We start from the raw sequence: 22,286 nt of genomic DNA on the forward strand, positions 1-22,286 counted from the left end.
GCACGATGCGCATCGGAGTTCTCACCGCAGGCGGCGACTGCCCTGGCCTGAACGCAGTGATCCGGTCGGTCGTGCACCGAGCGGTCACCAACTTCGGCGACGAGGTCATCGGCTTCGAGGACGGCTACGCCGGTCTCCTCGACGGCCACTACCGCACGCTCGACCTCAACGCGGTCAGCGGCATCCTCGCCCGTGGCGGCACCATCCTCGGCTCCTCCCGGCTGCAGCGCGACCGGCTCCGCGAGGCCTGCGAGAACGCACAGGACATGGCGCGCGAGTTCGGCATCGACGTGCTCATCCCGATCGGCGGCGAGGGCACCCTCACCGCGGCGCGGATGCTGTCGGACGCGGGTCTGCCCGTGGTCGGCGTGCCCAAGACGATCGACAACGACATCTCCGCGACGGACCGCACCTTCGGCTTCGACACCGCCGTCGGTGTCGCCACCGAGGCCATGGACCGGCTGAAGACGACGGCCGAGTCGCACCAGCGCGTGATGGTCGTCGAGGTCATGGGCCGGCACGCCGGCTGGATCGCCCTGGAGTCCGGCATGGCCGCCGGCGCCCATGGCATCTGCCTGCCCGAGCGTCCCTTCGACCCCTCCGACCTGGTCGCGATGGTCGAGGAGCGCTTCGCGCGCGGCAAGCGGTTCGCCGTCATCTGCGTCGCCGAGGGCGCCCACCCCGCCGAGGGCACCATGGACTACGGCCACGGCGCGATCGACAAGTTCGGCCACGAGCGCTTCCAGGGCATCGGCACGGCCCTCGCGTACGAGCTGGAGCGCCGCCTCGGCAAGGAGGCCAAGCCGGTCATCCTCGGCCACATCCAGCGCGGCGGCACCCCGACCGCCTACGACCGCGTGCTCGCCACGCGCTTCGGCTGGCACGCCGTGGAGGCCGCGCACAGCGGAGCGTTCGGCCGGATGACCGCGCTGCGCGGCACGGACGTCGAGATGGTGCCGCTCGCGGACGCGACGACCGAGCTGAAGACGGTCCCCAAGGACCGCATGGACGAGGCCGAGTCGGTGTTCTAGTCCCCGCCGGGGACCGGACGGGATCCCGCGGGGCGGGCGGCGCGGGGCTCGTGGCCGTGGCGCCCGGCCCGTCGCGTGCGGCTCGTGGCGCACGGCTCGTCGTCCCGAGGTGTCAGTACGTGTTCGCGCGGATCGTCGACCAGAAGTGGTCGACGATCCGGTCGAGGTAGTCCCGGCCGTTCTCGCCGGATTCGGCCGCGGCCGGTCCCGCGCTCCAGCTGAGCGTGGCGACCATCTGTCCCTGGTAGTCGGTGTGCAGCTCCTGCAGGGTGTCCTCCAGGAGCTGCCGGTCCAGGGGCACGGCCTTGGCGACCGGTCGCACGTACGCCTGCCAGCGCGTGGTGACCGCGCTGCGCAGCAGGTCGGCGAGTCTGCCGTCGCGGCCCGTCACGGTGACGAAGTCGGGCAGCGACAGTTCGAGCACGTCGGCGAGCGCGGCCGACTGGCGCTCGGTGCCGCGCCAGGTGCCGGAGTCCTCCATCCGCTGGTAGGCGAGGAGTTCGAGTCCGACGGCCCGCGCGACGTCCTCCTGGGCGAGGTCGCGGGCGACGCGGTGTTCGCGCAACGTGCGTGGGGCTCCGATGAGTTCGCCCGGTGAGCACCACAAGACCCCGGCGAGGGCGGTGAGTTCCGGGCTGCTCGGTGCCATGGTGCCGCGCTCCCACGCGGTGATGAGATCGGGCGTCGCGTAGGGCAGCCCGTAGGAGGCTCGCAGTCCGTAGGCGACGTGTTCGGGCCCCATGCCGAGCGCCGCCCGCAGTCTGCGGGCGGCGAGGGCGTTGAAGGGCGGGGTGGGCTGTTGGGCCTGCGGTCGGTGCACGCGCACAAGGTATGGGTCCCGGGCGGCGGTGACTACGGTCTGTTCGGCCACAATCACGGATCGTAGGAACCTACGGATCCGGTCGGGGTGCCTCGTACGGGCGGTCCGACGGGTGTCATCCCTTCACGGCGCCGCCGAGCGCGAACCCCCCGCCCAGCCGCCGGGCCACCAGGACGTACAGCAGGATCACGGGCGTCGAGTAGATGACGGAGAACGCCGCGAGCTGCCCGTAGACCACCGTGCCCCGGTTGCCGAAGAACTCGTTGATGCTCACCGACGCCGGCATCTGGTCCGGGGTGAGCAGCAGCATGAACGGGACGAAGAAGTTCCCCCACATCATCACGAACGAGAAGACCGTCACCACCGCCACCCCCGGGCCCATCAGGGGCAGCACGATCCGGATCAGGGACTGCAGGGAGGACGCCCCGTCCGTCCAGGCCGCCTCCTCCAGCTCCTTCGGGACGCCGTCCATGAAGTTCTTCATCAGCCAGATGGCGAAGGGAAGTTGGGAGGCGGCGAAGAAGAAGATCGTGCCCTGCATGGTGTCGATGAGGTTCACCTGCACGAACAGGGCGTACACCGGCACCATGATCGCCGTGATCGGCAGGCTCGTCGCGAACAGGACGGTCAGCAGGAAGGGCCGGTTCAGCCGGGACCGGAACCGGGACAGCGGGTAGGCCGCGAGCGCAGCGCACACCACCGTCAGAAGGGTGCCGCCACCGCACAGGATCAGGCTGTTCAGCAGGGGCGTGAACGTGATGTCCGGCGTCATGACGGCGTCGAAGTTGGACAGCGTCATCCCGTCCGGCAGCTTCACCCTGAGATCGGCGTGCGCGTCCAGCGACGACAGGACCACCCACGCGAGCGGCAGCGCGAACGCGGCCGCCACCACCAGGAGTCCGGCGTCCGCCGCCAGCCGCCGGGCCGACCGGCGGGACCTCGGCCGCGCGCCGCGGGTCAGGACGGCCATCTCACACCTCCGTCCGCAGCAGCCGCATGTACACGAGCGAGAACAGCGAGCCCACCACCAGGAGCAGCAGGGCCACCGCCGTCCCGTACCCGATCATGCTGTTCTGGAAGGCCTGTTCGTACATGAACAGGGGCAGGGTCTGGCTGCGGTCGCCCGGCCCGCCCCGCGTCATCACCCAGATCAGCCCGAACACCGACAGCGTCTGCAGGGTGTTGAGCATCAGGTTGGTGCCGATCGAGCGGCGGATCATCGGCAGCGTGATGTGCCACATCCGCCGCCAGCCCCCCGCGCCGTCCACCTCGGCGGCCTCCGTGATCTCCTTCGGGATCTCGTTCAGGGCCGCCGAGTAGACCAGCGTCGAGAAGGCCGTTCCCCGCCACACGTTCGCGAACGACACCGCGAGGATCGGCAGCGTGAACATCCAGTTCTGGGACGGGAGATGGAGCCAGTCCAGGATGGCGTTCAGGGTGCCCTCGCGGCGGAAGAAGGCGTAGAGCAGGAAGCCCGCGACCACCTCGGGCAGCACCCACGCGGTGATGACGACCGCCCCGACCAGCGTGCGCACCGGCTTCGACGCCCGCTGCATCAGCGCGGCGAGCGCGAGGCCCAGCGTGTTCTGCCCGACCAGCGAGGACAGCACCGTGAACACGAGCGTCAGCCATACGGCGTTGAGGAACGCGTCGTCACGGAACGCCTCCCTGAAGTTGTCGAACCCGACGAACGAGGAGTGCGCCTGACCCGTCAACTGCAGGTCCGTGAAGGCGATGTACGCGCAGTAGGCGATCGGACCGGCGAGGAAGAGGAGCAGCAGGACGACCGCGGGGGTGAGGGGGAGGGCCCGGACAGCGGAGCGGAGGAGGCCTCCCCGGCGCGGGGAGGCGACCTTCGTGACCTGCGGTCGGAGCGGTGGGAGCGCCGCCTTCGTGGTGACGCTCACCTGCGGGTCACCTGGTCGTCGGTGGCCGACTTCAGCTCCTCGTCGTAGGTGCTCGCCGCCTTGTCGACGGAACTGTCCCCGGTGGTCACACTCTCCATCGCCTCCTGGATGGCGGTCGACACCTTCGGGTACGCCGGGTAGGCGGGCCGGTAGTGCGTGCTGGCGACGAGGTCCGTGAAGAACTTGATACCGGGCTGCGCCTGTGTGTAGGCCGGGTCGGCGGCGACGTCCTTGCGGACCGCGATGCCGGAGTTGGCGATGTACCACTTCTGGGCGTTCGCCTTCGTCTGCATCGTCTTGATGAACTCGAAGGCCAGGCCGGGGTTGCCGGCCTTGGACGGGATCGACCAGGTCCAGCCGCCGGACATGCTGACCTTGCCGGGGGCCTGGCCGTGCTGGGTGGGCATGTGGGCGAGACCGAGCCTCCGCGACCACTCGGGCCACTCGTGCCCGGAGCCCTTCAGCCAGTCCTGCGGGAGCCAGCTGCCGTCGAGGTCGATGCCGAGCTTGCCGCCCGGCAGCAGGTCACCGCGGACGCTCGTGGCGAAGTTCGGGTCGAGGGCGTCGGTGACGTCGGGGCCGAGCTTCTCCTTGTAGACCGTCTCCACGAACGTGAGCGCGTCCTTGAAGGCCTGGCTGCCGGCGACCCACTTCTTCGACGCGGTGTCGTACAGCGGGTCCGCCGTGCCGTCGCCCGTCCCGTACAGCAGCATCTCGAAGCCCTGCATGGTGGCCGCCTCCCCGGCGGGTTTGCCGGTGTAGACGTTCAGCGGGGTGACGCCGGGGACCTTCTTCTTGATGGTGCGGGCGGCGCCGAGGACGTCGTCCCAGGTCTTCGGCTGCCAGTCGGCGGGCAGCCCCGCCTTCGCGAAGACGCCCTTGTCGAACCAGAGGCCGCGGGTGTCCGTCCCGTCCGGGACGCCGTACGTCTTCCCGTCCTGGGCCTTGGCCGCCGCCTTCGCGGTGTCGATGAACTGGCCCCAGTCGGACCACTTGTCGAGGTAGGGGTCGAGCGGCTTCAAGTACCCGCTGGTGATGTCCGAGTTGATGAGGAAGGTGTCCTCGTAGACCAGGTCCGGGGCCGTCTTGGGCGACCTCAGCATCTGCTGGAGCTTCGTGTAGTACTCGGAGTCCGGGGCCTTGATCGGGACGAGTTCGACCTTCTTCCCGGGGTTCGCCTTCTCGAACTGCTTCTTCATATCGCCCAGGTAGGTGTCCATCACCCGGACCGAGTTGTCCGTGGACTGCTTGAACGACACCTTCACGGTGTCCGGATCGCTTCCCGATCCCGACCCGCACGCGGTGAGGGTCGTCGCGGCGAGGAGCGTGGCGAGAAGTACGGGGGCGGCGGTGGGGCGCACGGGCACGACCTCCTACTGGGCCTACGTCATTGAGGGCCGAGTTGTCTGCCGGTGAACGTAAGGGGGTGCCGGATCGGGGGTCAATGGCCGTGCAACAGCCCAAGTCACCAACATGACAACGTTGTTGTCCGCCGAGAGCCGCCGCGGCCCCCGCTCGGCCCCGGTGGTGCTTCGGTCGGCACCCGACCGGGGCCCGGTGCTCGCCGACGGTCAGGCCCAGCGTGCTGTCCCGGTGAGACTCATGTCCCCCTGCGTCTCATGTCCCACTGGGACATTTCTGGGTGTACGGTCGACGGCATGGGCGACATCGAGGCAACGGAGCCGACGGCGACCCCGGGCGGCGCGCCCGTCGGGGCGGACGTCGAGGACCGGCGGCGGCGCAAGGCCCGCCGGACCCGCGAGGCGCTCGCCACGGCCGCGATCGAGCTGATCCTCGGCCAGGGGCTGGAGAGCGTGACCGTCTCCGCCGTCGCCGACCGCGCCGACGTCACCCGCCGCACCTTCAGCCGCCACTTCGTCGGCAAGGAGGACGCGGCCCTCGACTTCGTCCGCGGTGACGGCGACCGCATCAACGCCTGCCTGCGCGCCCGGCCCGCCGCGGAACCGCCGCTCGTCGCCTACCGCCGCGCCGTCGCCGACTGGCTCGCCGACCAGACGGACCCGGCCCGGCACCTGCGCCCCGACATGCGCCGCCTGCTCGCCCTGGTGGACACCGAACCAGCGCTCTTCGCCGCCTACGAGCGCATCCGGGTCGACGCCCAGGAGGAGTCGATCCGCATCATCGCCGCCCGGCTCGGCACCGACGAGGTACGGGACCTGCGCCCGGCCGTCGTCGTGGACGCCGCCGCCGGTGTCCTCACCGCCGCGCTGCGCGCCTGGGCGCGCGACGCCACGGCCCCCACGGACTCGGCCGCCGCCGACCTGGCCTCCCTGGTGGAGCAGGCCTACGACGCGCTGATGGGAGAGGCCGCGCTGGCCGCCTCCCACGCCACCCACCCCGGATCAGGAAAGTGATCAGCACCATGAGCACCACCCCCACCACCGCCCCCGCCGGCCTCACCGACGCCGCCACCGAGTTCGCCGGCCGCACCGCTCTCGTCACCGGCGCCGCCTCCGGCATCGGCCTCGCCACCGCCCGCCGGCTCGGCCTCGGCGGTGCCACCGTCGTCATCGCCGACCACAACGAGGAGGGCGCCGAGCAGGCCGCCGCCGACCTGCGCGCCGAGGGCGTCAAGGCGGCCGCCGTCGCCGTCGACGTGACCCGCCCCGAGTCGGTCGAGGCCGCCGTCGCCTTCGCCGTCGACACCTTCGGCGCGCTCCACCTCGCCGTGAACAACGCCGGCGTGGGCGGCCCGGTCGTCCCGACCGGCGCGTACGACATCGACGCGTACGACCGCGTCGTCCGCACCAACCTCGACGGTGTGTTCTTCTCGCTGCGCTACGAGATCCCCGCCCTCCAGGCGGCAGGCGGCGGCGCCGTCGTGAACGTCTCCTCCATCCTCGGCTCGGTCGGCTCCGCCGGATCCTCCGCGTACGTCGCCGCGAAGCACGGGGTGATCGGGCTGACGCAGACGGCCGCCGCCGAGTACGCCTCGTCGGGCATCCGGATCAACGCGGTCGGCCCCGGCTTCATCGAGACCCCCCTGCTCCAGGGCATGGACCGGGCCCAGTACGACGGCCTCGTCGGACTCCACCCGGCGGGACGGCTCGGCCGTCCCGAGGAGGTCGCCGAACTGATCGTCTTCCTGCTGTCCGAGCGCGCCTCCTTCGTCCACGGCAGCTACCACCTGGTCGACGGCGCCTACACCGCCGTCTGAGCCGCACCCCAGCCGTTCGAGAGGAGCAGAGACGACATGAAGGCACTCCAGTACCGCACCATCGGCGCCGCCCCCGAGGTGGTCACCGTCCCCGATCCCGAACCCGGCCCGGGACAGGTCCTGTTGAAGGTCACCGCCGCCGGTGTCTGTCACTCGGACATCGCGGTCATGAGCCGGCCCGCCGAGAGCTTCCCGTACGCCCTGCCGCTGACCCTCGGACACGAGGGCGCCGGCACCGTCGCCGCGCTCGGCGACGGCGTGAGCGGGGTCGCGGTGGGCGACGAGGTCGCCGTCTACGGCCCGTGGGGCTGCGGCATCTGCGCCAAGTGCGCGGAGGGCAAGGAGAACTACTGCCTGCGCGCCGACGAGCTCGGCATCCGGCCGCCGGGGCTCGGAGCGCCCGGCGCGATGGCCGAGTACCTCCTCGTCGACGACCCCCGTCACCTCGTACCGACCGACGGGCTCGACCCGGTCGCGACCGTCCCGCTCACCGACGCCGGGCTCACCCCGTACCACGCGATCAAGCGGTCCCTGCCGAAGCTGACGCCCGGCTCGACCGCGGTGGTCATCGGTACCGGCGGCCTCGGGCACGTCGCCGTCCAGCTGCTGCGCGCGCTGACGTCCGCGCGGGTGATCGCCCTCGACGTCAGCGAGGACAAGCTGGCGCTCGCCCGCACGGTGGGGGCCCACGAGACCGTGCTCTCCGACGCCGGAGCGGCGGCGAAGGTCCGCGAACTCACCGGCGGTCTCGGAGCCCAGGCCGTGTTCGACTTCGTCGGCGCCGATCCGACCGTCCGCACCGCCGGTGCCGTCGCCGCCGTCGAGGGCGACGTCAGCATCGTCGGCATCGGCGGCGGCGCCCTGCCTGTCGGGTTCGGCTCGCTGCCCTTCGAGGTGTCCGTCACCGCGCCCTACTGGGGCTCCCGCGGCGAGCTGATCGAGGTCCTCGACCTCGCCCGCTCCGGCGCCGTCTCCGTCCACACCGAGACGTACTCGCTCGACGAGGCACCCCTCGCGTACGAACGGCTGCACGCCGGCAGGATCAACGGCCGTGCCGTGATCCTGCCGAACGGCTGACGGACCCCGGGGGGCCTTCGGTCAGGCCCTCGCCCGTCAGCCCTTCACCCACCGGTACTGCAACTCGGGCCGCCCCACCGTCCCGTACTGCGGGGCACGGGCGGCCCGGCCCGCCTCCACCAGGTGTTCCAGGTAGCGGCGGGCCGTGATCCGGGAGATGCCGACGGCCTCGGCGACCTTGGCCGCCGTCAGACCGTCGGCACAGTCCCGCAGGGTGACGGTCACGCGTTCCAGGGTCGGCGCGCTCAGCCCCTTGGGCAACGCGGCCGGCCCGGGAGCCCGCAGCGTCGCCAGCGCCCGGTCCACCTCGTCCTGACCGCTCGCCTCACCGGCCGCGGCGCGGAACTCGGCGTACCGGACGAGCCGGTCGCGCAGGGTCGCGAAGGTGAACGGCTTCAGCACGTACTGCACGACCCCGAGCGACACACCCTCCCGTACGACCGTCAGGTCCCGCGCGGACGTCACCGCTATCACGTCGGCGTGATACCCGGCGGCCCGCAGCGAACGGGCGAGCTGGAGCCCGTGCCCGTCCGGCAGATGCAGATCGAGCAGCAGCAGGTCCACCGGCGTACGGTCCAGCGCGCGGCGTGCCTCGGCCCCTGTGTGCGCCTTGCCGACAGCCGTGAACCCGGGCACCCGCCCCACGTACATGACATGCGCGTCGGCGGCGACGGGATCGTCCTCGACCACCAGCACCCGAATCGGATCGGTCATACGTCGCCTCCGTGCAGAGCGGACCGCGTCGTCCGGCCGGGGTGGATGGACTGACGCGGCACGGAACCCGGCTCCGGCGGCGGGACGGCCTCCTCGTCCACACCGGCCGAGCCGGTTCCGTGGCCCGAGTCCGGACCCGCCCCGGACGCCGGTGCCGTGTACGGGATCTGACCGGGCGCCGGTCGCGTGCCGGATTGCGGCCTGGGTCCGGAGGGCGAGTCCGGGTTCTGTGCGCCGGCCGGGCTCGGTCCCGCGTGGGCGTGCGGATGCGCGCCCTTGTCCGTGTCCTGGCCTGGGACGGGGGCCGACGCCGGTCGCGTGCCGGATGCCGGCCCGGGGGCGGAGGGCGAGTCCGGGTCGGTGACCGGTGCCGTATGCGCGTCCTGGCCCTCGGCCGGCGTGAGTCTTGGGTCCGGGTCCGAGCCCGTGCCCGGTTCCTCGTCCCGGCCCGGCACCAGGAGGCGAGCCGATTCCCGGTCCGAGATCGGGGCCCGGCCCGAGACGGCACCCGCTTCCATGGCGGCGGGTGCGGACGGCAGGGGGAGATGGGCCTCGAACTCCGCTCCGCCGCCCGGTGCTTCCCGGACCGTGAGGGTGCCCGCGTGGCGGAGGACCGTCTGGCGGACCAGGGCCAGGCCGAGGCCGCGGCCCGCGGGGCCCGCCGCCGGTTTCGTGGACCAGCCGCGCTGGAAGACCTGCTCGGCGTGCGCCGGGTCCACCCCCGAGCCGGTGTCGGCGACCCGCAGGACGAGCACCGCGTCGTCCGTGAACGCCGTCACCGTGACCCGGGCGCGGGTCGTGCCCTGCGCGGCGTCCACCGCGTTGTCGATCAGGTTGCCGAGGACGGTGACCAGGTCGCGGGCGGAGAGCGAGGCCGGGAGCAGCCCGTCGTCGATGCCGCTGTCCTCGGAGACCACCAGCTCCACGCCGCGCTCGTTCGCCTGGGCCGCCTTGCCCAGCAGCAGTGCGGCGAGGACCGGCTCGCTGACCGCGGAGATCACCTCGTCGGTGAGGGCCTGCGCCAGCTCCAGCTCCGAGGTGGCGAAGTCGACGGCCTCCTCGGCTCGGCCCAGCTCGATCAGCGAGACCATCGTGTGCAGCCGGTTCGCCGCCTCGTGCGCCTGCGAACGCAGCGCCTGGGTGAAGCCCCGCTCCGAGTCCAACTCGCCCGTCAGCGCCTGGAGTTCGGTCACGTCGCGCAGCGTGACCACGGTGCCCCGGCGCTCCCCTCCGGACACCGGCGAGGTGTTCACGACGAGGACCCGCGCGTCCGTCAGATGCACCTCGTCCACGCGGGACTCCGCCGACAGCAGCGCGCCGGTGAGCGGCGCCGGCAGGCCGAGGTCGGCGACCGAGCGGCCGACCACCTCGTCGGTGACGCCGAGCAGTTCCCGGCCGCCGTCGTTCATCAGCGCCACCCGGAACTGCCCGTCCAGCATGAGCAGTCCCTCGCGCACCGCGTGCAGCGCGGCCTGGTGGTAGTCGTGCATCCGGCTCAGCTCGGCCGCGTTCATGCCGTGGGTGGAGCGGCGCAGCCGGGCGTTGATGACGTACGTGCCGATGCCGCCGAGCAGCAGCGCGCCCGCCGCGACCCCGACGAGTGCCGTGACCTGGTCCTGGACGCGCTTGGTGATCGCCTCGACCTTGATGCCCGCACTGACCAGGCCGATGGTCCCGCCGTCGACCCGGATCGGGGTGACGGCGCGGACGGAGGGGCCGAGGCTGCCCGTGTACGTCTCCGTGAAGGAGTGGCCCGCGAGGGCCGGACCGATGTGCCCGAGGAAGTGCCGCCCTATCAGGGTCTCCTCGGGATGCGTCCAGCGGATGCCGCGCGGATCCATGATCGTGACGAAGTCGACCTCGGTGTCCCGCTGCACCTGGAGGGCGTACGGCTGGAGCGGCCCGGTCGGGTCGGCGGTGCCGATGGCCTCGTGCACCGACGGGGCGTCCGCGACGGAGCGGGCGACCGCCATGGCCTGCCGGCCCGCGGCTTCCTCGGCCTGGCTGCGGTCGCTGACGTAGGTGAACAGCGCGTACCCGGCGACGAGGACCGCGATCAGCACGGCCTGCATGCCGAAGAGCTGGCCGGCGAGGCTGCGGGGTCGCGGGACGCGGGGAAGGCGCATGCCGTTCAGTGTGCCTCGCCCGGCCGGGTGCTCCACCGGGCAGGGCTCACGCGATCCGCCCGGCGCGCACCCGACGGGCGGGCGGCCCGAACGGAACGGGGCGGGCGGCCTGAACTCGATGGGGCGTGCGGCGTGAACTCAATGAACGGAAGGGTGACCGGGCTCACATGCCGGGAGATAGTCCCCTCATCCCCCGGGAGCCCACGCCTCCCGGACCCCCGGACGTGAGCCGCACGCCGGGTACCGCCGGACGTGAGCCGCACGCCGGATGATGCCGATGACGTCGTCAAGGAGGGCCGCCGTGGCCAGTACATCGCAGACGGCACCTGCCGCACCCGCCGCCAAACGGGACCGCACGCACTATCTGTACCTCGCCGTGATCGGTGCCGTGATCCTCGGTATCGCCGTGGGCCTGATCGCCCCCGACTTCGCGGTCGAGCTCAAGCCCATCGGCACCGGCTTCGTGAACCTGATCAAGATGATGATCTCGCCGATCATCTTCTGCACGATCGTGCTGGGCATCGGTTCGGTGCGCAAGGCCGCGAAGGTCGGCGCCGTCGGCGGGATCGCGCTCGGCTACTTCCTGGTGATGTCGCTGGTCGCGCTCGCCATCGGCCTGGTCGTCGGCAACATCCTCGACCCGGGCAGCAGCCTCGCGATGACCGACGCGGTCAAGGAGGCGGGCCAGGGCCAGGTGTCGGCGGAGGCGCTGCCGCCGGTCGACTTCGTGCTCTCGATCATCCCGACCACCATGGTCTCCGCGTTCACCGAGGGCCAGGTCCTGCAGACCCTGCTCGTCGCGCTCCTCACCGGCTTCGCCCTGCAGGCGATGGGGTCGGCCGGGCAGCCCGTGCTGCGCGGCATCGAGCACATCCAGCGGCTCGTCTTCCGCATCCTCGCGATGGTCATGTGGGCCGCCCCGCTCGGCGCCTTCGGGGCCATCGCCGCCGTCACCGGCTCCGCCGGCGTCGACGCGCTGAAGAGCCTCGCCGTGCTGATGCTCGGCTTCTACGTCACCTGCTTCCTCTTCGTGTTCGTCGTGCTCGGCGCGGTGCTGCGCGTGGTGACGGGCCTGAACATCTTCACGTTCCTGAAGTACCTGGGCCGGGAGTTCCTGCTGATCCTGTCCACGTCCTCCTCCGAGTCCGCCCTGCCGCGGCTCATCGCGAAACTGGAGCACCTGGGCGTCGGCAAGTCGGTCGTCGGCATCACCGTCCCGACCGGCTATTCCTTCAACCTCGACGGCACGATGATCTACATGACCATGGCGTCGCTGTACATCGCCGACGCGATGGGCACGCCGATGTCGATCGGGGAGCAGATCCCGCTGCTGCTCTTCCTCCTCGTCGCCTCCAAGGGCGCCGCGGGCGTCAGCGGTGCGGGTCTCGCCACGCTGGCCGGCGGCCTCCAGTCGCACAAGCCCGCCCTGGTGGACGGGGTCGGCCTGATCGTCGGCATCGACCGCTTCATGAGCGAGGCGCGCGCGCTGACCAACTTCGCCGGCAACGCTGTGGCCACGGTCCTGATCGGCACCTGGACGAACGAGATCGACAAGGAGCGGGTCGCCGAGGTGCTCGCCGGGCGGCTGCCCTTCGACGAGAAGACCCTGCTCGACGAGTCCGGCGCGGTGGGTGACGCCGCCGACGCGCCGGACGTACCGGAACAGGGCGGCGAGAAGGAACTGGCCAAGGCGTAGAGCACCCCACCGGGACCGGCGCACGCCGGTCCACCAGGACGCCGGCCGGCCGGGCCGCACCCCCCGCGGGCCCGGCCGACCGGTTCGCGGCCGGGCGACGGACGGGACGGGACCCCTGACCCCGGCCCGTTCAGTCGCTCAGCTCCGCCACCAACTCGGTGGCGCGTGAGGCGGGTACGCCCGCCGCGGCCAGCATGGTGACCGCGGCGGAGCGGCCCGCCTCCTGTGCTGCCAGCAGTCCGTCGTTCACCGCCTCCATGAGGGCGAACAGGGTCTGCTCGTGCACGTACGCCAGTGCGTGCGGCGGCAGCGGCGACGTGAACACGCCCTGCTCCAGGCCGCGTCGGAGGATCTCCGCGCAGGCCTCGCGGACCGGCGTGAGCCGCTCGCGGATGCCCTGCATGGTGACGCTGCGCTGGGCGAGCGCGACCAGCAGCCGGTAGCGGTCGGCGATCTCCCAGACGGCGAGTGTCGAGCGGGCCAGGGACTCCGCCGGGTCAGCGACCCCCTCACGGCCCGCCGCGTGCGCCGCGGCCACGGCCGCCACCGCCTCGTCGGTCAGCGTGCCGACCAGCGCCTCCCGGCTGGGGAAGTGTCCGTACACCGTGCGCCGGACGACGCCCGCCGCCTTGGCGATCTGGTCCATGGACGCGTCGGGGTCGCGCAGCAGCTCGGCCAGCGCGACATCGAGGATGCGGCGGCGGTTCACATCGGCGCGGCTCGGGTTACCCGTGGTCATGGCTGCCATTCTGCCCGGCTCCCGGGCGCCCTCACGTCCTGCGGTCGTCATGGCTCCACCTCCTGATTTGCACAGCGCTGTGCAACCTCGTACATTGCACATGGTTGTGTAATTGCACGCCACTGTGCAAGTCCCGGCGCGGGCCGATCCCCGTTCCGGACGATGGAGGAGGGCGACCGTGGCCATGCGTCTCGTCATGAACGAACCGGTCGAGAGGATGGACCGGCCTTATGCCCGGCGCTGGTGGGCGCTGCTCGTGCTCTGCCTGAGCCTGCTGATCATCGTGATGGCGAACACCGCTCTCACCGTCGCGGCCCCTGACATGACCCAGGACCTGGGCCTGTCCAGCGCGGATCTGCAATGGGTCATCGACGGCTACACGGTGCCGTACGCCGCGCTGATGCTGCTGCTCGGCGCGATCGGCGACAAGTACAGCCGCCGCGGCGCGCTCATCCTCGGGCTCGTCGTCTTCGGCGGCGGCGCGGTCGCCGGATCGCTCGTCGACAGCTCCACGGGGGTCATCGCGGCCCGCGCCGTGATGGGCGTCGGTGCCGCGCTGATCATGCCCGCGACGCTTTCCCTGCTCGCCGCGACCTTCCCGCGCGCCGAGCGGGCCAAGGCGATCGTCCTGTGGACCGCCACCGCCGGGCTGGCCATCGCCGCCGGACCGCTCGTCGCGGGCGCCCTCCTGGAGCACCATGGCTGGTCGTCGACGTTCCTGATCAACGTGCCGATCGCCGTTCTCGCCATCGTCGGCGCCCTCGTCCTCGTCCCGCCGTCCCGGGCCGCGCACCGGCACCGCATCGACTACGTGGGCGGTCTGCTCTCCGTGGTCTGGATCGGCTCCCTCGTCTACATGATCATCGAGGGTCCGCACTTCGGCTGGGGCGTGAAGGCCGTGTCCGCCGCCGTGGTCGCCGGCGCGGGCCTGCTCCTGTTCGTCCTGTGGGAGCTGCGCCACCCGCGCCCGGTCGTCGACGTACGCCGCTTCACGCAGCGCCGCTTCGCGGGCTCGAACCTCGCCGTCGCCCTCTTCTTCCTCGCCGTCTTCGGCGCCTTCTACTACCTCACCCAGCACCTCCAGTTCGTCCTCGGCTACGACGCCCTGGACACCGGCGTACGGATGCTGCCCCTGGCCGGAGCCGTCTTCGTGGGCTCGGCGCTCACCGGGTACCTGACCCCGCGCGTCGGCATGAGGATCACGGTCACCGCCGGCATGGTCGGCGGGACGGCGGCCCTCGCGCTCCTCACCCGGGTCGACGCCGGCTCGTCGTACGGCGACTTCGTCCTGCCGCTCGTCATCCTCGGCCTCGCCATCGGGCTCGCCCTGTCGCCCTGCACGGACGCCATCATGGGCGCGTTCCCCGAGGCCGAACTCGGCGTCGGCGGCGCGGTCAACGACACCTCGCTGGAACTCGGCGGCTCGCTCGGCATCGCGATCCTCGGCTCGGTGCTGGCGGGCTCGTACTCCTCGCACCTCACGGACGCGACGGCGGGCAGCAAGCTGCCGGCGGACGCGCTGTCCACCGCCCAGGACTCGGTGGGCGCCGGGTACGCCGTCGCCCAGGGCATCGGCGACAAGGCCCGGCAGCTCGGCGAGCAGGCGGCGCACACGCCGGACGCGGGGCAGGCCGCCCAGCTGAAGGCGCAGGCCGGCCAACTCGCCGACGGAGCGCGTCAGATGACCGACGCGGTCGGCTCGTCCTTCTCGGACGCGGTGGCGCACACCAGCCTCGTCGGCGCGCTGATCCTCGGCGTCGGCACGGTCCTGGTCGCCGTGCTGCTGCCCCGCAAGGGACGCCCGGAGACCGATGCGCAGGCCGGCTCCGAGCCGGGCGCCGGGTCGGGGGAGCGCGCCGAAGCGGGGACGGGTCCGGAGACCGGCGCGGACCCCGCAGCACCTGCCGAAGTCGAAGCCGAGGACGTCGCCGGAGTCGATGTCGCCGCTTCGTCGGAGGAGGCCGCCTCGGCGGGGAACGCCGCCCGCTGACGCCGCCGCCCGGAACCGCGGCCCCCTGGCTGCCGTCTCGTACACCGTGCACTAGCGTGCCGTGCCGGACCTACCGGCACGGCACTGCACGTTCTGCGGAGGACGACCGAGCATGAAGATCGACTGGGACCGGCGCACCTGTGCGCGGCGCGGGCACGTGACGTACGCGCCCGACGAGGGGGTGCTGCGCGAGCGGCTGCGGGCCGAGACGGGACTCGGCGAGGCCTGGCGCTGCCTGCGCTGCGGCGACTTCGCGCTCGGCGACCCGCACGGCTCGGGCCCCGCCGACGAGGCGCCGCTCGTGCCGCGCGGCAAGGTGCTGCGCGACCTGTTCATCCTGCGCTTCCTGGCGATCGAGCGGGCCGTGCGCGGCGTGTTCATCGTGCTGGTCGCCGTGGCCGTGTGGAAGTTCAGCAACAGCCAGGACGCCGTGCGCCGGCTCTTCGACGAGTACCTCGATGTCCTCCGGCCGGTCTTCCGGCACTTCCACTACGACCTCGACCACTCGCCCGTGGTCGGCACGATCCAGAAGACGTTCGGCTACAAACACTCCACGCTGCTGCTGGTGGCGGTCCTGCTGCTGGCGTACGCCCTGATCGAGATCGTCGAGGCGGTCGGCCTCTGGTACGCCAGGCGCTGGGCCGAGTACCTCACGGTCGTCGCCACCGCCGCGTTCCTCCCGCTGGAGATCTACGAACTCACCGAGCACATCAGCTGGCTGAAGATCGCCACTCTGGTCCTGAACATCCTCGCCGTGCTCTACATCGCTCTGGCCAAGCGCCTGTTCGGCCTGCGTGGCGGACACCGGGCCTTCGAGGCGGAGCGGCAGAGCGCCTCGCTCCTGGAGGTGGAGGAGTCGGCCGGCGTCATGGTGTGACCTCGTGGGCCCGGGCCTCTCGCGTCGACCGGACGGTCGCCGCGGGGCCCCTCCACAGGTCAGTCGCCCTTCCCGAGGGTCTCCGCGACGGCCCGCGCGAGCCACTCCCGAGCGTCGCCGAAGGCGAAACCGAGCTCCGTGGCGCGGGAGTTGTCCATGCCGTAGGAACGGCTGAAGGAGAAGGGGGAGACCTCGCCCACCTCCACGGGCCGCAGGAGCGTCCGGCCGTCCGGGAGGCGCGCGGCGATCGCGTCGCACAACTCCCTCGTGGTCAGCGGCCCGTGGGAGGCGGCATTGACCGGGCCGGTGAAGGTCTCCCCGACGGTCCAGAACAGGAAGTCGGCGATCTCCTCGACATGGATGTAGGTCGCCGGGTGGTTGACGGGCGGCACGGCGATCGCCTCGCCGGTGCGGACGCGCTCGGCGTAGTGCTCCAGACGGCCGGTGAAGTCGTCGTCGCCTCCGAGGACATGGGCGACGCGCACGGCCACATGGGGAAGGACCGGGTCGGCCGCGAACACGGCCTCGGCCTGCCGCTTGCCCTCGCCGTAGTGCGCGTCGAGGAACGCCGGGTCGTCCCAGGGGAGGTCGTGGTCGACGGCGACCGTAAGGGGATCCACGGCGCCCTCGGCCACCGGGGCCGCCGTGTCCTCGTACTCGTACACCTCGACGGTGGACGTCATCACGTACCGGCGGGTGCGTCCCGCGAAGACCCGGCGGGCGATCTCCGCCTGCCGCGGTGTGTAGCAGACCTGGTCGACGACGACGTCGAACGTCCGTGACCCCAGGGCCTTCTCCAGGGAGTCCTCGTCATCGCGGTCGGCGATCAGATGGACGGTTCCGGCCGGGGGTGCCGACGAGCCGCGGTTGATGACGGTGACCCGGTCCCCCGCGGCCGTCAACCGGTCTATGAGGCGCTTTCCGAAGTACCGGTTCCCGCCGATGACGCAGATCTCCCGCATGTCGCCCTCCCGCATTCCTGTTCCGCAGTTCACCGATAGCAAGTACCGAGTAACGGGTACCGCGTACCCGGCGTCGTGGACCGCTCGGCCACGGTCGTGCGGCCCGTGGTCATAATTCTCCCGTCGCGGGGAGAACGCCTGAAGGGGGAGACGTGGGAGATCCGGTCGTCACACCGAAGGAACCACGGCATGCGCGCGCCGCCACCACCGGAACGTCGGTGGGCTTCGACGCGCTGGACCGGCAGATCCTGGAACTGCTCCAGCGTGACGGCCGGATCAAGCTCAGCGAGCTGGGCCGTCGCGTCCGGTTGAGCCCGGCGGCGGTCGCGGAGCGGGTGCGCCGTCTGGAGAGCGCGGGTGCGGTCACCGGTTACGGCGCCCACGTGTCCGCATCCCGTCTCGGTTACGGCATCCAGGCCTTCATCCGCGTCAATCCGCACGGCGGCTACACGCTCAGGCATCCGCGGACCCTGGAACTCCTGGGGCGGCCCGAGATCATCGAGGCCCACCACGTCGTCGGTGAGGACTGCTGGATCCTGAAGGTCGCCGTCGAGGACACGATCCATCTCGAGAGCGTCCTGGAACAGGCCTCCGCGCTGGGGCGGACGACGACGTCGATCGTCCTGTCGTCACCGGTGGACCGGAAACCGTTGCTGCCGCCCGCCCCCTGACACGGGGCGGCCCGCCCGCGGTCGCTTGCCTTGACGTCGGCGTCAAGGATTACCGTCGGGTCATGCGAATCGGCGAGCTGGCGACGCGGGCCGGGACGACCACACGGACCCTGCGCTACTACGAGTCGCGAGGGCTGCTGCCCGCGCGGCGCGGCGAGAACGGGTACCGGGCGTACGACGAGGACGACCTGAAGCTGCTCCGGCAGATCAGGACGCTCCAGGACTCCGGGTTCGACCTGGAGGAGACACGGCCCTTCGTGGAGTGTCTGCGGGCCGGGCACCCCGAGGGTGACGCGTGCCCCGCCTCCCTGGAGGTCTACCGCCGCAAGCTCGGTGAGCTCGACGCGCTGATCGACGAACTGCGGTCGGTGCGCGCACAGGTCGGCGAGCAGCTGACGCGGGCCGAGCGGGCCCGTGACGAGCTGGCGGCCGACGCGCTGGTTTCGGGCGGTCCGGAACCCGTATGCGAGCTGGGAGGGCGGACACGATGATCAGAGCGGCAGGCGTGACCGAGGTGACGGACGCGGACTTCGCGGCGGAGGTGATCGGGGCGGATCTGCCCGTCCTGGTGGAGTTCACCGCCGACTGGTGCCCGCCGTGCCGGCAGATGGGTCCGGTACTGAGCGAGCTGGCCTTCGAGGAGGGCGACCGGTTCCGCGTCGTCCAGCTGGACGTGGACACCAACCCGGAGACGACACTCGCCTACGGAGTGCTCTCGATGCCGACGTTCATGGTTTTCCGTGACGGGGAACCGGTGAAGTCGATGGTGGGCGCCCGCGCGAAGCGGCGGCTGCTCCAAGAGGTGTCCGACGCGCTCTGAGTCCGTCGGCACATCCCACCCGGAACACAGAAAATCCCCTGGGCAATTGCGCCCGGGGGATTCTTTTGCGTATATTCAATGCTTTGCGACTTCAGGACATGCAGTCGCAAAGCACTTCTCGATGCAGAGTATATCCGGGCGGGAGCGGAATTGTCAAACAAGGACTCACACACAGAATTCCCCGATGATGAACTGCGGCACGAGCAGGAATTCATCGACGGGCTGTACACGCGTGTGGACGGCCTGCGCGGTGTCACCGAGGCCTCCGTCGAGGACGCCCTCGCCCAGGGCAACACGCCCATGCAGGCCCGCCTCGAACGGGACGTCCTGGTCGCCGAGCGCTCGGGGCTCCTCGCCGCGCTGAACGCCGTCGACGGCTCGCTCTGCTTCGGCCGGATCGACCTGTCCCCGGAACAGGGCGCGTCCACCCCCGCGGTCAGTCACCACATCGGCCGCATCGGCATCCGCGCCGACGACACCGAACACACCCCGATCCTCATCGACTGGCGGGCCCCCGTCGCCCGCCCCTTCTACCTGGCCACCGGCCACACGCCCATGGGCCTGCGCCGCCGCCGGCACATCACTACCGACGGGCGCCGCGTCACCGACCTGCACGACGAGATCCTCGACCTCGGCGACCGCGAGCGCACCGGCCACGAGGACCCGACCGGCGACGCCGTGCTGCTCGCCGCGCTCAACTCGGCCCGCACCGGCCGGATGAGCGACATCGTGCAGACCATCCAGGCCGAACAGGACCGGATCATCCGCGCCCCGCACCGGGGCGTCATGGTCGTCGAGGGCGGCCCGGGCACCGGCAAGACGGCCGTCGCCCTGCACCGCGCCGCCTACCTGCTCTACGAACACCGCGAACTGCTCGCCAAGCGGGCCGTCCTCATCGTCGGCCCGAACCCCGCCTTCCTCGGCTACATCGGCGAGGTGCTGCCCTCGCTCGGCGAGACCGGCGTCCTGCTCTCGACCGTGGGCGAACTCTTCCCCGGTGTCCACGCGACCGCCGCCGACACCCCCGAGGCGGCCGCCGTGAAGGGCCGCGCCGCGATGGCCGAGGTCCTCGCCCGGGCGGTCCGGGACCGTCAGGCGCTCCCCGACCCGGTGATCGCCATCGAGCACGACCGGGACATCCTGATGCTCGACGCGGGTCTCGTCCAGGTCGCCCGGGACGCCACCCGCGCCGCGGACCTGCCGCACAACGTGGCCCGCGAGCACTTCGAGGGACACATCCTCAACACCCTCACCGACATGCTGGCCGAACGCATCGGCACGGACCCCTTCGACGGCTCCAACCTGCTCGACCCGAGCGACATCACCCAGATCCGCGACGAACTCGCCGAGAACCCCGAAGTGTGGTCGGCCATCGACCAGTTGTGGCCGAGGCTGACCCCACAGCGACTGATCGCCGATCTGCTGGCCGACCCGCGCGGTCACGTCACGGACGAGGACGCGGCGGTGATCCGCCGTCCGGCCACCGGACCCGACGACTGGACCGCCGCGGACGTCCCCCTCCTCGACGAGGCCGCCGAACTGCTGGGGGAGGACGACCGGATCACCCGGGCCCTCGCCGACCAGGAGCGGCGCACCCAGATCGCGTACGCCCAGGGCGTGCTGGACGTCTCCTACGCCTCACGGACGTACGAGTTCGAGGACAAGGAGGAGGAGGACTCCGAGGTCCTGTCCGCGCACAACATCATCGACGCCGAGCGGATGGCCGAACGGCACGAGGAGGACGACCACCGCAGCGCCGCGGAACGGGCCGCCGCCGACCGGACCTGGGCCTTCGGGCACATCATCGTCGACGAGGCGCAGGAGCTGTCGCCGATGGCGTGGCGGCTGCTGATGCGGCGCACCCCCACCCGATCGATGACCCTCGTTGGCGACCCCGCGCAGACCGCGGAGGCGGCCGGTGTCGGCTCCTGGGAGGAGATCCTCTCCCCGTACGTCGGGGACCGCTGGGAGCACACCCGGCTGGGCGTCAACTACCGCACGCCGTCCGAGATCATGGACGTCGCCGCCGGTGTACTGCGGTCCGAGCGCCCGGGTTTCGAACCGCCCCGTTCCGTCCGCTCCACCGGGGTGCGGCCCTGGGCCCGCGACGCCGGGGACGACCTGCCCGGCGCCGTGGCCAAGGCGGTCGGCGAACTGGCCCCGGCCGAGGGACGGCTCGCGGTGATCGCGCCGCGCGCCCTGCACACCGCGCTCGCCGCCCGGCTGGACGGGGTCACGGCGGGCGAGGAGCCGGACCTGACCCGCACGGTGGTCCTCCTCGACCCCCGGCAGGCCAAGGGCCTGGAGTTCGACTCCGTGCTGGTGGTCGACCCCGCGTCGTACGGCACGAGCGACCTGTACGTGGCGCTCACCCGCGCCACCCAGTCCCTGGGCATCCTGCACACGGGCGAGCTGCCCGCGTCGCTCCGGGACGCCGGCCTCGCGTGAGGGCCCACGACATGGCGCGTCCCCCGGCGGTGGAACCGCCGGGGGACGCGCCACGTTCGGCTAGGCCGGCCGCAGCCACACCGTCGAGAGCGGTGGCAGTGTCAGCTGGATGCTGGCCGGCCGGCCGTGCCAGGCCGTGGGCTCCGGCTTGACCGGGTGCGGGTTGGTGACGTCGCTGCCGCCGTAGCGCAGCGCGTCGGTGTTGAGGACCTCGTGCCAGGCGGGGATGTCCTCGGGCACGCCGAGGCGGTAGTTGTGGCGGACGGCGGGGGAGAAGTGCGAGACGGCGAGGAGGGGGGTGCCGTCGGCGGCGTGGCGCAGGAACGCGAACACGTTGTCGTCGGCGGAGTCACCGGTGACCCAGGCGAACCCGGAGGGGTCGGTGTCCCGCTCCCACAGGGCCGGGTCGTGCCGGTAGACCGTGTTGAGGTCCCGGACCAGGTCGCGCACCCCGCGGTGGTCGGCCTCGGCGCCGTACGCCGGATCGAGGAGCCACCAGTCCGGCCCGTGCGCCTCGGACCATTCCGCTCCCTGGGCGAACTCCTGCCCCATGAAGAGGAGTTGCTTGCCGGGGTGGGCCCACATGAAGGCCAGGTAGGCGCGCAGGGTGGCCCGCTGCTGCCACCAGTCGCCGGGCATCTTGGAGACGAGTGAGCGTTTGCCGTGCACGACCTCGTCGTGGGAGATCGGCAGTACGTAGTTCTCGCTGTACGCGTACACCATCGAGAACGTCATCTCGTTGTGGTGGTACTTCCGGTGGACCGGCTCGTGGGCCACGTAGTCCAGCGAGTCGTGCATCCAGCCCATGTTCCACTTCAGCCCGAAGCCCAGCCCGCCGAAGCCGCCGGGGCCGGTGTGGTGGGTGGCCCGCGTGACACCGTCCCAGGCCGTCGACTCCTCGGCGACGGTGACGACGCCCGGGTTGCGGCGGTAGACCGTCGCGTTCATCTCCTGGAGGAACGCCACCGCGTCCAGGTTCTCCCGGCCGCCGTGCTCGTTGGGGCTCCACTGCCCGTCCTCGCGGGAGTAGTCGAGGTAGAGCATGGAGGCCACCGCGTCGACGCGGAGGCCGTCGATGTGGAACTCCTCGCACCAGTAGGTGGCGTTGGCGACGAGGAAGTTGCGGACCTCGCGTCGGCCGTAGTCGAACTCCAGGGTTCCCCAGTCGGGGTGGTCGGCGCGCTGCGGGTCGGCGTGTTCGTAGAGGGGCCGTCCGTCGAAGGCGGCCAG

The 22,286-nt window shown here is 71.6% G+C and carries 19 protein-coding genes and 1 pseudogene; 11 read left to right on the forward strand and 9 right to left on the reverse strand.

Features of this window, described 5'->3' with window-relative positions; all coding sequences use genetic code 11:
- Nucleotides 1-5 precede the first annotated feature (5 nt).
- Nucleotides 6-1,031 carry an ATP-dependent 6-phosphofructokinase gene (locus AB0C62_RS05245; RefSeq protein WP_081219504.1) on the forward strand — a complete coding sequence of 342 codons (1,026 nt, stop codon included), beginning with the start codon at nt 6-8 and terminating at the stop codon, nt 1,029-1,031.
- A gap of 112 nt (nt 1,032-1,143) precedes the next feature.
- Here the strand turns inward: AB0C62_RS05245 and AB0C62_RS05250 are convergent, their stop codons facing one another.
- The 4 genes from AB0C62_RS05250 to AB0C62_RS05265 all read right to left on the reverse strand — a co-directional run bounded on the left by AB0C62_RS05250 (nt 1,144) and on the right by AB0C62_RS05265 (nt 5,125).
- Nucleotides 1,144-1,773, reverse strand: a complete 630-nt coding sequence (locus AB0C62_RS05250; RefSeq protein ID WP_362969729.1) for a helix-turn-helix transcriptional regulator — start codon at nt 1,771-1,773, stop codon at nt 1,144-1,146.
- A gap of 193 nt (nt 1,774-1,966) precedes the next feature.
- Nucleotides 1,967-2,821 carry a carbohydrate ABC transporter permease gene (locus AB0C62_RS05255; protein WP_362969697.1) on the reverse strand — a complete coding sequence of 285 codons (855 nt, stop codon included), beginning with the start codon at nt 2,819-2,821 and terminating at the stop codon, nt 1,967-1,969.
- A gap of 1 nt (nt 2,822) precedes the next feature.
- Nucleotides 2,823-3,632: a sugar ABC transporter permease gene (locus tag AB0C62_RS05260; protein WP_362969731.1), complete on the reverse strand. Its 810-nt coding sequence runs from the start codon at nt 3,630-3,632 to the stop codon at nt 2,823-2,825.
- A gap of 122 nt (nt 3,633-3,754) precedes the next feature.
- Complete coding sequence (locus AB0C62_RS05265; RefSeq protein ID WP_362969698.1) at nt 3,755-5,125, reverse strand: extracellular solute-binding protein; 1,371 nt, start codon at nt 5,123-5,125, stop codon at nt 3,755-3,757.
- Nucleotides 5,126-5,416: 291 nt separating this feature from the next.
- Between AB0C62_RS05265 and AB0C62_RS05270 the strand changes: the two genes are divergently transcribed.
- From AB0C62_RS05270 to AB0C62_RS05280, 3 genes are read left to right on the forward strand one after another with little or no spacing between them, the layout of a single operon-like run.
- Complete coding sequence (locus AB0C62_RS05270; protein ID WP_362969699.1) at nt 5,417-6,133, forward strand: helix-turn-helix domain-containing protein; 717 nt, start codon at nt 5,417-5,419, stop codon at nt 6,131-6,133.
- Nucleotides 6,134-6,141: 8 nt separating this feature from the next.
- A complete protein-coding gene (locus AB0C62_RS05275) occupies nt 6,142-6,936 on the forward strand; it encodes an SDR family NAD(P)-dependent oxidoreductase (RefSeq protein ID WP_362969700.1) in 795 nt (264 codons plus the stop codon).
- A 36-nt stretch (nt 6,937-6,972) separates the two neighbouring features.
- Nucleotides 6,973-8,013 carry an NAD(P)-dependent alcohol dehydrogenase gene (locus AB0C62_RS05280; protein WP_362969701.1) on the forward strand — a complete coding sequence of 347 codons (1,041 nt, stop codon included), beginning with the start codon at nt 6,973-6,975 and terminating at the stop codon, nt 8,011-8,013.
- Between the two features lie 36 nt (nt 8,014-8,049).
- Here AB0C62_RS05280 and AB0C62_RS05285 read toward each other — a convergent pair whose 3' ends face one another.
- A complete protein-coding gene (locus tag AB0C62_RS05285; RefSeq protein WP_362969702.1) occupies nt 8,050-8,727 on the reverse strand; it encodes a response regulator in 678 nt (225 codons plus the stop codon).
- A 536-nt stretch (nt 8,728-9,263) separates the two neighbouring features.
- Nucleotides 9,264-10,853: pseudogene (locus AB0C62_RS05290) on the reverse strand (sensor histidine kinase); the annotation flags it as partial.
- 301 nt (nt 10,854-11,154) lie between these two features.
- On the opposite strand from AB0C62_RS05290, the gene AB0C62_RS05295 reads away from it, so the two are divergent.
- Nucleotides 11,155-12,549, forward strand: a complete 1,395-nt coding sequence (locus AB0C62_RS05295; RefSeq protein WP_362969703.1) for a cation:dicarboxylase symporter family transporter — start codon at nt 11,155-11,157, stop codon at nt 12,547-12,549.
- A gap of 130 nt (nt 12,550-12,679) precedes the next feature.
- Here AB0C62_RS05295 and AB0C62_RS05300 read toward each other — a convergent pair whose 3' ends face one another.
- Nucleotides 12,680-13,297 (reverse strand): TetR/AcrR family transcriptional regulator, encoded by a 618-nt coding sequence (locus AB0C62_RS05300; RefSeq protein ID WP_362969733.1) that lies wholly within the window; start codon nt 13,295-13,297, stop codon nt 12,680-12,682.
- A 175-nt stretch (nt 13,298-13,472) separates the two neighbouring features.
- Here AB0C62_RS05300 and AB0C62_RS05305 point away from each other — a divergent pair, with 175 nt between their 5' ends.
- Both AB0C62_RS05305 and AB0C62_RS05310 read left to right on the forward strand, forming a co-directional pair.
- Nucleotides 13,473-15,278 (forward strand): MFS transporter, encoded by a 1,806-nt coding sequence (locus tag AB0C62_RS05305; RefSeq protein ID WP_362969735.1) that lies wholly within the window; start codon nt 13,473-13,475, stop codon nt 15,276-15,278.
- A 112-nt stretch (nt 15,279-15,390) separates the two neighbouring features.
- The gene (locus AB0C62_RS05310) at nt 15,391-16,155 is read left to right on the forward strand and encodes a DUF2127 domain-containing protein (protein ID WP_362969704.1); all 765 of its coding nucleotides are present in this window, start codon (nt 15,391-15,393) and stop codon (nt 16,153-16,155) included.
- 59 nt (nt 16,156-16,214) lie between these two features.
- Here the strand turns inward: AB0C62_RS05310 and AB0C62_RS05315 are convergent, their stop codons facing one another.
- Nucleotides 16,215-17,117 carry an NAD-dependent epimerase/dehydratase family protein gene (locus AB0C62_RS05315; protein WP_362969705.1) on the reverse strand — a complete coding sequence of 301 codons (903 nt, stop codon included), beginning with the start codon at nt 17,115-17,117 and terminating at the stop codon, nt 16,215-16,217.
- Between the two features lie 152 nt (nt 17,118-17,269).
- Between AB0C62_RS05315 and AB0C62_RS05320 the strand changes: the two genes are divergently transcribed.
- The 4 genes from AB0C62_RS05320 to AB0C62_RS05335 all read left to right on the forward strand — a co-directional run bounded on the left by AB0C62_RS05320 (nt 17,270) and on the right by AB0C62_RS05335 (nt 21,056).
- Complete coding sequence (locus AB0C62_RS05320) at nt 17,270-17,788, forward strand: Lrp/AsnC family transcriptional regulator (protein WP_362969706.1); 519 nt, start codon at nt 17,270-17,272, stop codon at nt 17,786-17,788.
- A 62-nt stretch (nt 17,789-17,850) separates the two neighbouring features.
- Nucleotides 17,851-18,279, forward strand: a complete 429-nt coding sequence (locus AB0C62_RS05325; protein WP_362969707.1) for a MerR family transcriptional regulator — start codon at nt 17,851-17,853, stop codon at nt 18,277-18,279.
- A complete protein-coding gene (locus AB0C62_RS05330) occupies nt 18,276-18,608 on the forward strand; it encodes a thioredoxin domain-containing protein (protein WP_362969708.1) in 333 nt (110 codons plus the stop codon). Before AB0C62_RS05325 ends, AB0C62_RS05330 begins: the two co-directional genes overlap by 4 nt.
- Nucleotides 18,609-18,800: 192 nt before the next feature.
- Nucleotides 18,801-21,056: a UvrD-helicase domain-containing protein gene (locus AB0C62_RS05335; RefSeq protein WP_362969737.1), complete on the forward strand. Its 2,256-nt coding sequence runs from the start codon at nt 18,801-18,803 to the stop codon at nt 21,054-21,056.
- 60 nt (nt 21,057-21,116) lie between these two features.
- On the opposite strand, the gene glgB is transcribed toward AB0C62_RS05335, so the two are convergent.
- Nucleotides 21,117-22,286 (reverse strand): 1,4-alpha-glucan branching enzyme (glgB, locus tag AB0C62_RS05340; protein WP_362969709.1); only part of this gene is annotated, 1,170 nt, incomplete at its 5' end.

The sequence above is a fragment of the Streptomyces sp. NPDC048643 genome (genome assembly GCF_040650615.1).
Taxonomy (GTDB): domain Bacteria; phylum Actinomycetota; class Actinomycetes; order Streptomycetales; family Streptomycetaceae; genus Streptomyces.